12 protein-coding genes are annotated in these 14,625 nt (G+C 56.0%); 4 read left to right on the top strand and 8 right to left on the bottom strand.

Annotation, left to right across the window (positions count from 1 at the left end):
• Nucleotides 1–43: 43 nt before the first annotated feature.
• The 3 genes from cdd to LRM19_RS10175 all read left to right on the top strand — a co-directional run bounded on the left by cdd (nt 44) and on the right by LRM19_RS10175 (nt 3,284).
• Nucleotides 44–928, top strand: coding sequence for a cytidine deaminase (cdd, locus tag LRM19_RS10185; RefSeq protein ID WP_271368647.1), 885 nt, complete (start codon nt 44–46; stop codon nt 926–928).
• A gap of 126 nt (nt 929–1,054) precedes the next feature.
• Nucleotides 1,055–1,771 carry an outer membrane permeability protein SanA gene (gene sanA / locus LRM19_RS10180; RefSeq protein WP_008500918.1) on the top strand — a complete coding sequence of 239 codons (717 nt, stop codon included), beginning with the start codon at nt 1,055–1,057 and terminating at the stop codon, nt 1,769–1,771.
• 124 nt (nt 1,772–1,895) lie between these two features.
• On the top strand, nt 1,896–3,284 hold the full coding sequence (locus tag LRM19_RS10175) for a glutamine synthetase family protein (protein ID WP_271368678.1): 1,389 nt from the start codon (nt 1,896–1,898) through the stop codon (nt 3,282–3,284).
• A gap of 50 nt (nt 3,285–3,334) precedes the next feature.
• On the opposite strand, the gene mglC is transcribed toward LRM19_RS10175, so the two are convergent.
• The 7 genes from mglC to LRM19_RS10140 all read right to left on the bottom strand — a co-directional run bounded on the left by mglC (nt 3,335) and on the right by LRM19_RS10140 (nt 11,528).
• Entirely contained in the window at nt 3,335–4,345 is a 1,011-nt protein-coding gene (gene mglC / locus LRM19_RS10170; RefSeq protein WP_008500921.1) for a galactose/methyl galactoside ABC transporter permease MglC, read from the bottom strand.
• 15 nt (nt 4,346–4,360) lie between these two features.
• Nucleotides 4,361–5,881, bottom strand: coding sequence for a galactose/methyl galactoside ABC transporter ATP-binding protein MglA (gene mglA, locus LRM19_RS10165; protein WP_047174129.1), 1,521 nt, complete (start codon nt 5,879–5,881; stop codon nt 4,361–4,363).
• A gap of 79 nt (nt 5,882–5,960) precedes the next feature.
• Nucleotides 5,961–6,959, bottom strand: a complete 999-nt coding sequence (mglB, locus tag LRM19_RS10160; protein ID WP_008500923.1) for a galactose/glucose ABC transporter substrate-binding protein MglB — start codon at nt 6,957–6,959, stop codon at nt 5,961–5,963.
• A gap of 294 nt (nt 6,960–7,253) precedes the next feature.
• Nucleotides 7,254–8,276 carry an HTH-type transcriptional regulator GalS gene (galS, locus tag LRM19_RS10155; protein ID WP_149366476.1) on the bottom strand — a complete coding sequence of 341 codons (1,023 nt, stop codon included), beginning with the start codon at nt 8,274–8,276 and terminating at the stop codon, nt 7,254–7,256.
• Nucleotides 8,277–8,431: 155 nt separating this feature from the next.
• Nucleotides 8,432–9,589 (bottom strand): DUF418 domain-containing protein YeiB, encoded by a 1,158-nt coding sequence (gene yeiB / locus LRM19_RS10150; protein WP_271368646.1) that lies wholly within the window; start codon nt 9,587–9,589, stop codon nt 8,432–8,434.
• Between the two features lie 19 nt (nt 9,590–9,608).
• Complete coding sequence (gene folE / locus LRM19_RS10145) at nt 9,609–10,277, bottom strand: GTP cyclohydrolase I FolE (RefSeq protein WP_023312471.1); 669 nt, start codon at nt 10,275–10,277, stop codon at nt 9,609–9,611.
• 102 nt (nt 10,278–10,379) lie between these two features.
• A complete protein-coding gene (locus tag LRM19_RS10140; RefSeq protein WP_194400536.1) occupies nt 10,380–11,528 on the bottom strand; it encodes a YbfB/YjiJ family MFS transporter in 1,149 nt (382 codons plus the stop codon).
• Between the two features lie 138 nt (nt 11,529–11,666).
• Here LRM19_RS10140 and fghA point away from each other — a divergent pair, with 138 nt between their 5' ends.
• Nucleotides 11,667–12,494: an S-formylglutathione hydrolase gene (fghA, locus tag LRM19_RS10135; RefSeq protein WP_271368645.1), complete on the top strand. Its 828-nt coding sequence runs from the start codon at nt 11,667–11,669 to the stop codon at nt 12,492–12,494.
• Nucleotides 12,495–12,593: 99 nt separating this feature from the next.
• On the opposite strand, the gene cirA is transcribed toward fghA, so the two are convergent.
• A complete protein-coding gene (gene cirA / locus LRM19_RS10130; RefSeq protein ID WP_115875854.1) occupies nt 12,594–14,564 on the bottom strand; it encodes a catecholate siderophore receptor CirA in 1,971 nt (656 codons plus the stop codon).
• Between the last annotated feature and the right edge of the window lie 61 nt (nt 14,565–14,625).

Genomic DNA, 14,625 nt, shown 5'->3' with positions numbered 1-14,625 from the left:
CTCCGTAAACTACCGATCCATTAACCTTTATGAGGCAAACGCCATGCACCCACGTTTTCAAGCTGCTTTCGCCCAGCTTGCAGAGAATTTGCAGTCAGCCCTGGCTCCCGTTCTGGCAGATGCACACTTCCCCGCCCTGCTGAACGCGGAGCAGGTCACGATGCTGAAACAGGCAACGGGACTGGAAGAAGACGCGCTGGCTTTCGCACTGCTTCCTCTGGCTGCCGCCTGCGCGCGGGCCGATCTCTCCCATTTTAACGTCGGGGCCATTGCGCGCGGCGTCAGCGGAACCTGGTACTTCGGTGGCAATATGGAGTTCCTGGGCGCGACCATGCAGCAAACGGTTCACGCCGAGCAGAGCGCCATCAGCCACGCCTGGCTGCGCGGTGAAAAAGCCCTGAGCGCCATTACCGTTAACTACACTCCGTGCGGCCACTGCCGTCAGTTTATGAACGAGCTGAACAGCGGGCTGCAGCTGCGCATCAACCTGCCGGGTCGCGCGCCGCACACGCTGGGCGATTATCTGCCTGACGCATTTGGTCCGAAAGATCTGGAGATCAAAACGCTGCTGATGGACGATCAGGACCACGGTTACGCCCCGTCCGGCGATGACCTGAGCCAGGCGGCGATTACCGCCGCCAACAAGAGCCACACGCCGTACAGCAAGTCCCCGAGCGGCGTGGCGCTGCGGTGCCGCGATGGCCGAATCTTCACCGGCAGCTATGCGGAAAACGCCGCGTTTAACCCAACGCTGCCGCCGCTGCAGGGCGCACTCAACCTGCTGAGCCTGAACGGCTATGATTATCCTGACATTCAGCGCGCCATTCTGGCTGAAATTGCCGATGCACCGCTGATCCAGTGGGATGCCACCGCCGCAACGCTAAAAGCGCTGGGCTGTACGACGATTGACCGCGTACTGCTGGCGTAATCCTTCCGGCGGGCAAAAATGCCCGCCCGTTTGCTGAAAAACCCCTCAGTTGAGTCGCTGTTTCTTGCGCTAACCAGGCGGGTAAAGTAGCCTGAGTTAAATTTCATCCACGAACGAGCCATCTGCATGTTAAAGCGCGTTTTTTACAGCCTGTCTGTCCTGGTCGGCATACTGCTGTTGATCGTGCTGGGTCTTGACCGCTGGATGAGCTGGAAAACCGCCCCTTACATCTTTGATGACCTGCAGGACCTGCCGTATCGTCAGGTTGGCGTGGTGCTTGGCACCGCCAAGTATTACCGCACCGGCGTAATCAATCAGTATTACCGTTACCGCATTCAGGGCGCGCTGAACGCCTACAACAGCGGCAAGGTGAACTACCTGCTGCTGAGCGGCGATAACGCCCTGCAAAGCTACAATGAACCGGTGACGATGCGTAAGGACCTGATTGCCGCGGGCGTGGATCCGGCCGATATCGTGCTCGACTACGCCGGGTTCCGCACCCTGGACTCCATCGTGCGCACGCGCAAAGTCTTCGACACCAACGACTTCATCATCATCACCCAGCGCTTCCATTGCGAGCGCGCGCTGTTTATCGCCCTGCATATGGGCATTCAGGCGCAGTGCTACGCGGTGCCGTCGCCAAAAGATATGCTGAGCGTGCGCGTGCGCGAGTTCGGCGCCCGCTTTGGTGCCCTGGCCGATCTGTATATCTTTAAGCGCGAACCGCGCTTTTTAGGCCCGCTGGTGCCGATTCCGGCGATGCACGAAGTGCCGGAAGACGCGCAGGGTTACCCGGCCGTCACGCCCGAGCAGCTGCTGGATATGCAGAAAAAAGAGAAATAGCGGGACCGCCTTTATACTTTCTTTACGGCCGGCCTGACGCTTTTTATCTCCCCTTTACGTCTGCTCTTTTAAGCTGAGTTCACTGCCGCTACGGCTTCATTGAAGAATGACTATGAACTCGATAATGAATGCGTTTTTCCTCAAAAGTCTCCGCCCCTACTTTAACTTTCCCGGTTTATCACTCCCTGGCGCACTTAATTCTGGTCTCTGGCTGGATGAAAAAATTGACGCCCTGCAGCACAACGTTGCCGTGGAAGTGGCCGATTACCTGGAACGTTACCCGCAAACGAAACATGTTGACGTTTACCTGAACGATATCAACGGCACGATGCGCGGCAAGCGCCTCTCGGTAGAGAGCATGCTGAATCTGGAAAAAGGCTGTTATTTTCCGCTTTCCGTCTACTCAATGGACCAGAAGGGAAAAATCGCCGCCTCGCTTTATGATGAACCCGACCGGCTGTGCGTCCCGGTCGCCGGCTCTTTGCGCCCCTGTCCGCAGGATCCAGAGCACACGGCGCAGATCCTGCTGACGATGAAAGACAGCGACGGTAACCCCTGCCCGCTTGAACCGCGCGCGATACTGCAGAACGTCGTGGCCCGCTTCCACCAGCACGGCCTTTTCCCGGTCATTGCCCCGGAAATCGAGTTCTATCTGACGGGACAGGGCGAACGCGATCCGCAAAATCAGGGCTGTTTTCACATGGATACCTCGTCGGCGCATGCGGCGCTGTTTGACGAGCTGGAACAGCTGGCCCACCTGCAGCGCATCCCGCTGTCAGGGGTCGTAGCGGAAGCCGAGTCCGGACAGTACGAATTAAACCTGAAGCACAGCCATCGCGTCGTTGAGGTCTGCGATAACGTGCTGGCGCTTCGTCGCCTGACCCGTTACGTTGCTGAAAAGCACGGTCTGCAGGCCAACTTTATGGCTAAGCCTTTCAGCCAGCTTGCCGGCAGCGGCCTGCACTTCCATTTCAGCCTGAACAATCGTCACGGCGAAAACGTCTTTGCTTCCCCGGTGAACGCGCTTAACAGCATGATACGTTTGTGCGTCGCGGGCCAGCTGGCGCTGATGCCCGCCTCCGTCGCCATTCTTGCGCCAGGCGTCAACGCGTTTCGTCGCCTGCGTAAAAGCCTGACGGAACCCGTCTTTAACTCCTGGGGCTATAACACCCGCTCCGCCGCCCTGCGTATTCCCTGCTCGGATGAGAGTAACCGTCGTATCGAATACCGGCTGGCCGGGGCCGATGCGAATCCGTATCTGGTGGCGGCCACTATCCTGACCGGCATGCTGTACGGGCTGGAACATATCGACGAGGGGGATCTCCCTGAACCGCAGCACGACCAACCGGAACTGCCGCTGTTCCAGCAGGAGGCGATTGAGGCCTTTGCCCGCTGTCAGTATCTCACCGACAGCCTGGGCGATGCCTTTTCCGAACAGTGGGTCGCCTGCAAGCTCTCTGAACTCGACTGGTTTGAGCGCATTGTGACCCGAGAGGAGTCCCATCTGGCATAGAGCATAAAAAAAGCCCGCTCGGTGAGCGGGCCGGGTATGGAGAGAGACGATTACTTCTTACGGGCGTACTTCAGTGAATCCAGCGCAACCGCGAAGATAATGATGGCGCCCTTGATGATGTACTGCCAGTACGGGTTCACGCCGATATAGGTCAACCCGTAGTTGATGACGGTGAAAATGATCACACCGGTCACCACGCCCAGTACCGTACCCACACCGCCGCTGAAGGAGACGCCGCCCACCACGCAGGCTGCGATCGCATCCAGCTCATACATGAAGCCGAGGTTGTTGGTTGCAGAGCCGATACGGCCCGCTTCCAGCATCCCACCGAAGGCGTAGAACACGCCGGACAGGGCATAGATGATGAGCAGGTTCAGAGCTACGTTAACGCCGGAGACTTTCGCCGCTTCCGGGTTACCGCCGATGGCGAAGATGTTTTTGCCGAAGCGCGTTTTGTTCCACAGGATCCAGACGAAGGCCACCGCAATCAGCGCATAGAAGGTGATGTACGACAGGCGGAAGCTGCCAAGCGCAATAAACCCTTGCGTAAAGGTCGAGAAGCCGCTGTCAAAGCCCGAGATTGGCGAAGCGCCGACGAAGTCGTAGTACAGGGAGTTGATACCGTAAACGATGATCATCGTACCCAGGGTGGTGATAAACGGCGTCACGTTCAGGTAGGCGATGATAATTCCGTTGATCAGACCAATCACCGCACCGATGGCGCAGACAATCAGGATCACCACGAAAATCGGCATGGTGGCCATTTCCGGGAAGACCTTGTTAGCGTTTTCCATCGACTGCAGCAGAGTTGCCGCGATAACCGCCGCCAGACCCACCTGGCGACCGGCAGAAAGGTCCGTCCCCTGGGTCACGATCAGGCCCGCCACGCCCAGCGCAATGATAATACGCACGGAGGACTGGGTCAGAATGTTACTCAGGTTCAGCAGGCTTAAGAACGTAGGGTCCTGGAAAATGATGATTGCCAGCAAGACTAAAAGAACAACGTAAATACCGCCTTCTTTCAGGTAAGTGAGAAAACTTTTTTTATTTAACGCACTCATGAGGAGCCCCTGATCTTAAAGGTGCAAAGACGCAAGACGCAAAATTTCGTTTTGCGTTGTCGTTTTGGTGTCAACAATACCGGCGACGAGACCATTGCTCATAACCAGAATACGGTCCGTGATCCCTAACAATTCCGGCATTTCGGAAGAAATAATAATGATCCCTTTATTCTTTTTCGCCAGCTCGGCAATCAGCTGATAAATTTCAAACTTCGCGCCGACGTCAATACCGCGGGTAGGTTCATCCAGCATCAGAATTTCTGGCTGGGTTAATAACCAACGGCCGATAATCACTTTCTGCTGGTTACCGCCTGACAGCGAACCAATTTGGGTGCGATGGCCTGGCGTTTTCACGCGCATGGAGTCAATCACCCATTGGGTATCGCTCTTCATGCGGGAGTTATCCAGCAGCCCGACTTTGTTTTTGTAATTGCGAATGTTAGAAATTAACGAGTTAAAGTTAATATCCAGATAAGCATAAATACCGGTCGACCGACGCTCTTCCGTCACCAGCGCGAAACCATTATTAATAGCTTCGTTGGCGTTGTGGTTGTTAATTTTCTTACCGTGCAGCGTAATGGTGCCTTGAGCTTTCTCACGGATACCAAACAGGGTTTCCACAATATCGGTACGTTTTGCCCCGACCAGGCCGGCAATCCCCAGGATTTCACCTTTATGCAGGTCGAAGGAGACATCGCGTATAGACGGCTGACGTAACGAGGTCAGGTTGCGCACTTCCAGAATCACTTCACCCGGCTTGTTTTCTTTGTCAGGGAAGCGCTGGTTCAGGGAACGGCCGACCATCATGGCGATGATCTTGTCCATGTCCAGCCCTTCCAGCGGCTGCGTGGCAATCCACTGACCGTCGCGCAGGATGGTGATCTCATCGCACAGCTGGAAGATCTCTTCCATTTTGTGTGAGATGTACACAATGCCGCAGCCGCGATCTTTTAGCTTACGAATAATGGTAAAAAGGTGGTTAACCTCTTTTTCCGTTAATGACGATGTCGGTTCGTCCATGATGACGATTTTCGCATCATAGGAGAACGCTTTGGCGATTTCGATCATCTGCATCTGGGAGACGGATAATGTTCCCACGCGGGCGCGCGGATCGATATCAATATCCAGCTCGTCGAAAATCGCTTTGGTGTCGCGATACATTTTGTCCTGATCGACAAAGACACCTTTGGTTGGATAACGTCCCAACCACATGTTATCCATAACTGAACGCTGCAGCACCAGGTTTAATTCCTGGTGAACCATCGAGATACCGTTTTCCAGTGCTTCTTTCGCTGAATGGAAATCGATCTCTTTCCCCTGAAAAAGAATGCTGCCAGAATCTTTTTGATAGATCCCAAAAAGACATTTTAATAATGTTGATTTACCCGCACCGTTCTCCCCCATTAAGGCATGAATAGAGTGAGGACGAACTTTTAAATTAACATTATCGAGTGCCTTAACGCCGGGAAATGACTTGTTGATACCGCTCATTTCCAACAGGTATTCACCGGATGACTGAGTTGTTGTGCTGACCATAATTATACCTTGTTGGCCTCGCATATCGCGTTATAAAAGGGCGCAACGAATTGCGCCCAGTGGAGACAGTACCGCTAACTTATTTACCGATAAACTCAGCCAGGTTGGACTGGTCTACGCCCACGTAAGGTACGCGAACGATTTTGTTGTCAATTTTCCAGTTGGTGCCATCTGCCGCGCCTTTGCCATCGGCGAGGTTTTTCGCCAGATCGAAGGTGGCTTTCGCCTGGTTGTTGGCATCGTTCAGCACGGTACCGGCCATCGCACCGGATTTAACCAGCGCCAGCGCTTCTGGCAGTGCATCCACGCCGAATACCGGGATTGAGGATTTGTTGTGTGCTTTCAGCGCTTCTACCGCACCCATTGCCATCGCATCGTTGTTGGCGATAACGACTTCGATTTTGTTGGCATTAGGGCCGGACAGCCATGCGTCCATCTTATCTTTCGCCTGAGCGGTATCCCACATCGCGGTATCTAACGCCAGCTGCTGGGTTTTCAGGCCCTTGTCGTTCAGCTCTTTAATGACGTAGGTAGTACGCGCTTCAGCATCCGGGTGGCCTGGCTCGCCTTTCAGCAGCACGAACTGAATCTGACCGTCTTTATTCAGGTCCCAGTTCGGGTTCGCCGCCCAGTGTTTCGCGATCAAATCGCCCTGAATAATACCGGACTCTTTAGAGTCAGTACCGACGTAATACGCTTTGTCGTAGCTATCCAGCGCCTTACGGGAAGGTTCTTTGTTGAAGAAGACGATCGGCACGTTCTGACCGCGCGCTTTTTCAATGACCGTGCCTGCTGCAGCCGGGTCAACCAGGTTGATGGCCAGGGCTTTCACGCCTTTCGCCAGCAGAACGTCGATCTGGTCGTTCTGTTTGGACTGGTCATTCTGGGAGTCGTTCATCAGCAGCTGAACGTCTGGCGCTGCTTTCGCATCTTTCTCAATCGCTTTACGCACAACAGACATGAAGTTGTCGTCGTATTTATAGATGGTCACACCAATACGGGTATCCGCAGCGTGCGCTGCTGCACCAAAAAGCATGCTTGCCATTACAGCAGACAGGGTCAACACCTTCTTATTCATGGTATCTCCGGTTTTTTTATGCAGGGTAGTTCTTGTGAATAACGATCGGCGGGCAGGTGTTAATAAAACGTTACTGACAGCCGAAGTTCACTTATAAAATTTCTCTCTTCCGTGTTCGGTAACGCTCCAGAAATGCGTTTTATTCGTTGTTTGCGGCACATTGGCTATAGTGAAAGTGAATAATCACTGTTACATAGCGTTTCAGCCCCTAAAACGCTGACATCATAGTCAGCGCCTTGTTAAGATACTGTGAATTTACTCACAGATTGAAAACGGTTACATCACCTGATCTAATCAGTTAGTGATCGGAACCACAATTTGCCGGGCCGCGACGGAGTGGCGACGTACTAAAGTCGGCATGAAACAGTGCGTTGCGCCCGGATCCAGCAGCCCTGCCGCTCCCTGTAATGCCAGCTCAGTCGCCAGTTTCGCCATAGAGGCAATGGGGTAGCGCACCGTTGTCAGCTGCGGGTCGGTGTAACGGGCAATCGGGATATCATCAAAACCAATGAGTGACAAATGCTGTGGCACCGCAATGCCGTTATCCTTCAGCGCCGTCAGGGCGCCAGCCGCCATGCTGTCGTTATAGGCAAACACCGCAGACAGCTGCAGATTGCGGCCCAGCAGCTCCACCATCGCCGCTTCACCGCCCTGCATGTCCGGCGTGCCGGTCCCCACCCAGCTTTCGGATGGCGTAATGCCGTGCTCTTTCAGGGCATTTTGCCAGCCTTCGTGCCGCAGTTCGTCATCTTCAATCTGATGGCTTGAGGCCAGATAACCGATCCGCTGATGCCCGTTGTTGATGAGCATTTTCGTGGCCATCATGGCGCCGCTGACGTTATCGAGCCCGACGCAGCGGTGAGCATAGCCGGGGACGATGCGGTTGATCAGCACCATGCCCGGGATCTGCTCCATTAATCCGGTTAGCTCTTCATCGCTCAAGGCTTTTGAATGGACAATCAGGGCGTTACAGCGCTGACGGATCAGCACTTCAATGGCATGACGCTCTTTTTCCGCCTCATGATAGCTGTTGCCGATCAGGACATATTTCTGATGCTGCTGTGCCACCATGTCGACCGCTTTCACCAGCGCGCCGAAAAAGGCATCCGAGACATCCATCACCACCACGCCGATGGTGTCGCTGACCTGCGTCGCAAGCGCCTGGGCATTGGCATTTGGCCGGTACCCGAGCTGGGTCACGGCTTTCATTACGGTTTCTCGGGTTTCAGGGCTGACCAGCGCGCTATTGTTCAGCACGCGTGAGACGGTAGCCACAGAAACGCCCGCCTGACGGGCGACGTCACGAATGGTGATCATATTCACCATCCTTCAAAGGATTGCAGCAACTCACAGACACCCCCTGTGTTTAGCAAGGTGGCTATTTTGGCAGCGAGAGAAAGGGGACTACGTGAAGAAGCTCACAGTCATGAAAACGCTTACATCCGTTTTGTTAATGATTGTGATCCAGATCGTTATCTGGATGTGTTTTTCAATGATACCCCTGAAGCATATGCGGTTAACTGACGCCACACCCACTCCAGCGGTCCCTGGCGGAAATAGCGTAGCCAGAGAACAGAAAACGCCAGGTTTACCACCCAGACCGGAATAACAAACGCCAGCAGCGTAAGGCGGTCGAATTTCATAAACAGGCCAAAGCGATAGAAAAGCGTGGTGCATATGAGCGTTTGCAGGAGGTAATTGCTCAACGCCATTCGGCCCACGCAGGCGATAGCGCTGACAATCCACAGGCGGGAAAGCGTTGGCCAGAAGCCATAGATCAGCGCCGCGTAGCCGATGGTCTGGAACGGCGCGCTCAGTTCACGCGGCACCTGGAGCAGAAACGCGCACCAGCGGTAATCCCAGTGGATATGCCACTGCACAATCACCGCCGGGAGGTTAATCAGCACGCCGAGCAGCACCAGACCGGCGCCGGTACGACGATAGTGACGCAGGCTGAATTCTCCTTTCAGCCAGCCGGTGCGCATCAATGACGCGCCCATCAGCATCATGCCCGCCAGCTGCCAGCCGTATTGCGCGCCCAGCGCAAGGAGGTTGTCCCCCAGCATATCCGCACGGTTGCTTATCGCTTCCGTACCGCCTTTCAGCTTCCAGAACTGTTCGTACTGCAGGTTAGCGGCATCCGGGATCCATGAACGGTTTGTCGCCTCGCCGGAGATCATCCCCAGCAATAGCAGGACGCCAAGCCCCATCACATACAGCATCACGCCGGTGTTAAACAGGCTTTTTACGCTGTGCGCATCGCGAATGAGGCGCCAGCAGATGAGCCCGACTAACCCATACGCGAGAAGAATATCGCCGTCCCAGAAGAACAGGCCGTGGATAAAGCCGAGGATAACCAGCAGCGTCAGGCGCGACTGGATCCAGCGCGTACCGCGTTTGAGGAGAAGCTGCAGGCCTGCGCCAAACAGCAGGGCAAAGAGCGTGAGGAATTTGACCTGCGCAAAGAGATCGAGGATCGCCCACGTCCAGGCATCACTGCGCGTGATGTCGCCATACCACGCAGGATTGAGATAAGCCGCCTTCGGCAAACCGAAGGCGGCGATATTAAGCAGCAGGATACCGAGAATGGCGACGCCGCGAACAAAATCGAGCGTGACGTTTCGCTCCATGGTCCCTGCCCTGTAAGACTTAGTTGTGATGACGTACGGCGCGCAGGAACTCCTGGCGGGTATTCTGGCTTGACTTAAACAGGCCGCCCAGCGAGGTGGTGGTCGTTGCACTGGTCGCATCACGCACGCCGCGCGCCTTCACGCAGTAGTGAACCGCGTCGATAGAGACGGCCACGTTATTGGTGCCCAGCAGCGTTTGCAGCGCGGTCAGGATCTGCTGCGTCAGACGCTCCTGCACCTGCGGACGCTGGGCAAAGAACTGCACGATGCGGTTGATCTTCGACAGGCCAATCACCGTATCTTTGGGGATATACGCCACGGTCGCTTTACCGTCGATGGTCACGAAATGGTGTTCGCAGGTGCTGGTCAGCGTGATATCACGCACCGTCACCATCTCATCCACTTTCATCTTGTTTTCAATGACGGTGATTTTCGGGAAGTTGGCGTAATCCAGGCCGGAGAAAATTTCGTCGACGTACATTTTCGCGATGCGGTGCGGCGTCTCCATCAGACTGTCGTCACTCAGATCGAGATTCAGCAGCTCCATGATTTCGGTCATATGACCGGCAATCAGACGCTTGCGGGTTTCATTGTCCAAATCCTGTACGGGCGGACGCAGTGGCGTTTCAAGACCGCGCGCAACCAGGGCTTCGTGGACCAGGGCAGCTTCTTTACTGAGTGATGACATTTTGTTCTCCTGCAGGTGTGGCGTCTTTTGCCCTCGTTGTGGCAAAAGTATGCGCTCATTGTGCGTGAGGCGACGCACATAATCCAGTATTCACGACGATAATTATTGCAATTGCTGTTGCCTTTCAGCGTGACGATTCCAGACCAACGCTCCTCCAACGAACAGCGCAATGCCCGCCAGGCCAAGCGCGGGCTCCAGCCGGTGGGTAAGCCAGGTTGATAACGCCGAGGTGACTGGCCCAATCAACTGACCAATCGCATACCCGGTGGTGAGCAGGCCTGCCATATAGCGCGTGTGGTTTGGCGCCAGCTCGCGACCGTATAAAAGAGAGAGCTGCACGGCACACAAAAAGCCGCCGCCCACCAGCAGCCCACCCGTCAGCAATCCGCCAATCCCCGGCAGCAGCCAGGCCGCCAGCACGCCCGCCCCCTGTAACCACAGGACTATAGCCAGCCTGCGGTTAGCCGTTGAGGTATGGCGTAAAAGAATACTGAGCGCTATCCCCACCACGGCGGCGATACCAAAAATCGGCCAGACGAACTGCGCAAACAGGCTGCCGGGAAAACGCACCGCCGCCATTTGCGAAAGGAAGGTCGCCGGGAGGATATATCCAAAGCCAGCCAGACTGTAGCTCCAGACCAGGCGTTTTAAATCCGCCGTCAGCACCAGCGGCTCTGGTGCGGTGCCCGGTCGATGGAGCTGACCGGATCGCGGCAGGTAGCGCGCCACCAGCGCAATCAGCACCAGCGCCAGCACGCCGTAGATTTGCCATGCCGCCCCGGCCGACAGGGACTTCGCCTGGATATAGACGGCGAGCAGCCCGCTCAGGGCAATGCCCGCCCCCGGTCCGGCAAATACGGCAGCGCTCAGGCCCGGTTTACCCAACTGCCCAAGCCGTTCGTTAGTCCAGGCGGCAATCAGTACCATCGACCAGCCGCTCATGCAGCCAATCACAAAACGCAGCAGGCCGTGTACGACGGCGTTATCCGCCGCCGCGGAGAGCAGCGTCAGCGCCACCGCGCCGGTGATGCCAAGCCAGAGGCGCGTTTCCACAAAGCGGTGCGCGCGCATGGCATCCCATGCGCCCACCAGATAGCCCAGATAGTTCATCGCCGCGACCAGACCCGCGCTGGTCAACGTAAGCTGCCCGGCAGCAATCATCAGCGGCACCTGAGGCGTAAAGGCAAAGCGTCCTATCCCCATCGCCACCACCAGAACGACAAACCCACTGAGCGCAATACGCAGCGCCATGACCGCTCCAATTGTTAAAGAAAAGTAAATTTATGATGCAGCATCTGGCCGTCAGGCGAAAGTGAAAGTTGCTCACAGGTCAATGAAAAGGCTGTATTATGGTTTTTATGAATACGCATTCTCATTAAGGAGCCCTGCATGGAACTGCTCGAAGAGCACCGTTGTTTTGAAGGTCGACAGCAGCGCTGGCGGCATGACTCCACCGTCCTGAACTGTGCGATGACGTTCAGCATTTTCCTGCCGCCGACGGAAAATCCGCCGGTTCTGTTCTGGCTTTCCGGCCTGACCTGCAACGACGAAAACTTCACCACCAAAGCGGGGGCGCAGCGTATTGCCGCCGAGCTCGGTATTGCGCTGGTGATGCCTGATACCAGCCCGCGCGGCGATGATGTGGCCGACGATGCGGGATACGATCTGGGCAAAGGCGCCGGATTTTATCTCAATGCCACCGAGCAGCCCTGGGCGCGCCACTATCGCATGTATGATTACCTTCGCGATGAACTTCCTGCGCTGGTGCAGTCGCAGTTTGCGGTTGGCGAGCGCTGCGCGATCAGCGGCCACTCGATGGGCGGACACGGGGCGCTCATCATGGCGCTGAAAAATCCGGGGAAATACGTCAGCGCGTCGGCCTTTGCGCCGATTGTGAACCCAACGCAGGTGCCGTGGGGGCAGAAAGCCTTCACACACTATTTGGGTGAGGATGCGGAAAAATGGCAGGCATGGGACAGCTGCGCGCTGATGCTGGCCAGCAAAGCTGAAGAGGCCATTCCCACCCTTATCGATCAGGGTGATGCGGACCAGTTTCTCGCCGGACAGCTGCAGCCTGCGGTGCTGGCAGAAGCGGCACGCCAGAAAGACTGGCCGCTGACGCTGCGCATTCAGCCGGGATACGATCACAGCTATTACTTCATCGCGTCCTTTATTGAGGATCATCTTCGCTTCCATGCGGAGCATTTGTTTGGCTAAGTGCAGCCGATTGCCGGGTGGCGGCTTCGCCTTACCCGGCCTACATTCGTGGGTTTTGTAGGCCCGGCAAGCGAAGCGCCACCGGGCATCCAGGCTACATCAGAACTTATAATCCACGCCCACAAAGTAGCGACGGCCATCTTCCGTGTAGCTGTAATCGTCACGGCTCAGATCTTTGTCCAGCAGGTTCTGCACGCCCGCGCGTAGCTTAACGGCTTTCGTTACCTGCCACGCGGCGCCGGTATTCCAGATGACATAGCCACCCGGCGTTGGAGCACTGCTGGTCAGCGCGCGTTTCTCACCGGTGTAGTTACCCTGAACATAGAACGACCAGTCCTGCGTTGCCTTCCAGTCAACGGTCCCGTTGGCGGTGTGGAACGGCAGATCGGACAGCGGCTTGTTGCCGCCGTTGCTGATATCACGACCGTCGTTGTAGGTGTAGTTCAGCGTCACCTTCCAGTCTTCAGCAACCGGGAACTTTACCTCTGTTTCCACCCCGCGGATGCGCGCCTTGTTTACGTTGTAATACCGGAAAATCGGTTCACCGTCAGCATTCAGTCCAACATAGTTAGTGTAGCCCTGGGCCTGTTTCGCATTGGCCGTACGGCTGATGCTGATACGGTCATCCACATTATTCTGGAAGGTGGTGACGCTGGCCTGCACGCCCTCTAACCAGCCCTCTTCCCCACTGTAGTACAGACCGAATTCAAAGCTCTCGCTGGTTTCCGGCTTCAGGTCCGGGTTACCAACAATCTCACAGGCACCGCGGCACGAGCCGGTGACCCAGTCCGGGCTCAGCTGCAGCAGAGACGGCGCTTTAAACGCGGTAGCCCAGCCCCCTTTCACCGTTACGGTATCGGTCGCGTTGTAGACCAGATAGGCGCGCGGGCTCCAGTGGTCGCCGTAGGTATCATGGTCGTCCATACGGATGCCGGTGGTCAGCGCCAGAGGTTCAAAAATACGCCACTCGTCCTCCAGGAACAGGGCATACTGGCTTGTCGACGTACTGCTGCTGGAACCGCCCGTCAGGTTGACAGGATCCTTCAGCTTATCGTGACGCCATTCGCCGCCGAAGGTCAGTAGCTGGTTGATTTCGCCCAGCGGCAGCACGTATTTCCCGTCCACCGCGTTGCTCTCGGAGGTGATCGGATTGCTGTTGCCCGGGTTCTTGTTATCTACCTTTTCGCCGTAAACCTTCAGCTCGCTGTTGCCGACGCCCCAGCGGCCGTTGTGGCTGAGCGAGTAGTTCTGCCGCTCAAGGCGGTTTTTGTCGAGGGAATCAGAGTCACGATCCTGACGGTCGAAACCGTAGCCCGCCGTAAAGTCATGATTTTCAGACGGCGTCCAGGCGAACTCCACATTCGCATCGCGGCTGGTAAAGCCTTCAATGCGCGGCGTTTCACCGCTCGCCGTGGTAGAGGACTTCTGTTGACCGTCTTTCTCACGCTTCGCGAGGCTACCGTAGGCTTTCAGCCCCAGCAGACCGTCCACCAGCGGACCGCTGGTATAGAACTGACCGTTATACGTGTCGCCACGGTCGCGATGTTCCTGAATTGTGGAATCGGCGCTCAGAGTGCCCGTCCATTTCTGGCCGATTTTTTTGGTGATAATGTTTACCACGCCGCCCAGCGCATCGGAGCCGTAAAGAGAAGACATCGGTCCGCGCACCACTTCGATTCGTTCGATGGCGTCAACCGGCACCCAGTTGAGGTCGAAATCATTATGGCGGAACACCGCGTTACGGGAATTGACGCGCTTGCCGTCGATCAGGATCAGCGTGTAGCTGCTGTCCAGTCCACGGATACTTACCCCTTTACGGTTGTCCCCTTCGCTCGTGAGCTGAACGCCCGGCACATCCCGTAACACATCTTTCAGGTTCTGAACGGGTTTGCGCTGCAAATCTTCCTGGGTAATCACGCTGATGCTTGCCGGTGCGTCTTTCAGGTTTTGCTCGGTCGCGGAGGCCGTGACAACCATTGTGTCGCCGGATTCCGCTGCGATAACAGGCAGGGCCAGGGACATTGCGGACGCACAAAGTCCTCCCCTGACGAAGGGATTCAACCTAAACATTCCATATCTCCATGAGGTAAATACAACTAAATCAAATCATCATTGCTCACAGCGTCTTCCC

It is taken from the genome of Enterobacter sp. PI-10, assembly GCF_027947695.1.
Classification (GTDB): Bacteria; Pseudomonadota; Gammaproteobacteria; order Enterobacterales; family Enterobacteriaceae; genus Enterobacter; species Enterobacter vonholyi.
This window is presented reverse-complemented; position numbering and strand designations above follow the sequence as displayed.

Coding starts and splice junctions, on each gene's coding strand:
- sanA (WP_008500918.1), top strand. CDS start 1,055: ATGTTAAAGCGCGTTTTTTACAGCCTGTCTGTCCTGGTCGGCATACTG.
- fghA (WP_271368645.1), top strand. CDS start 11,667: ATGGAACTGCTCGAAGAGCACCGTTGTTTTGAAGGTCGACAGCAGCGC.
- LRM19_RS10175 (WP_271368678.1), top strand. CDS start 1,896: ATGAATGCGTTTTTCCTCAAAAGTCTCCGCCCCTACTTTAACTTTCCC.
- mglC (WP_008500921.1), bottom strand. CDS start 4,345: ATGAGTGCGTTAAATAAAAAAAGTTTTCTCACTTACCTGAAAGAAGGC.
- yeiB (WP_271368646.1), bottom strand. CDS start 9,589: ATGGAGCGAAACGTCACGCTCGATTTTGTTCGCGGCGTCGCCATTCTC.
- folE (WP_023312471.1), bottom strand. CDS start 10,277: ATGTCATCACTCAGTAAAGAAGCTGCCCTGGTCCACGAAGCCCTGGTT.
- mglA (WP_047174129.1), bottom strand. CDS start 5,881: ATGGTCAGCACAACAACTCAGTCATCCGGTGAATACCTGTTGGAAATG.
- galS (WP_149366476.1), bottom strand. CDS start 8,276: ATGATCACCATTCGTGACGTCGCCCGTCAGGCGGGCGTTTCTGTGGCT.
- cdd (WP_271368647.1), top strand. CDS start 44: ATGCACCCACGTTTTCAAGCTGCTTTCGCCCAGCTTGCAGAGAATTTG.
- LRM19_RS10140 (WP_194400536.1), bottom strand. CDS start 11,528: ATGGCGCTGCGTATTGCGCTCAGTGGGTTTGTCGTTCTGGTGGTGGCG.
- cirA (WP_115875854.1), bottom strand. CDS start 14,564: ATGTTTAGGTTGAATCCCTTCGTCAGGGGAGGACTTTGTGCGTCCGCA.
- mglB (WP_008500923.1), bottom strand. CDS start 6,959: ATGAATAAGAAGGTGTTGACCCTGTCTGCTGTAATGGCAAGCATGCTT.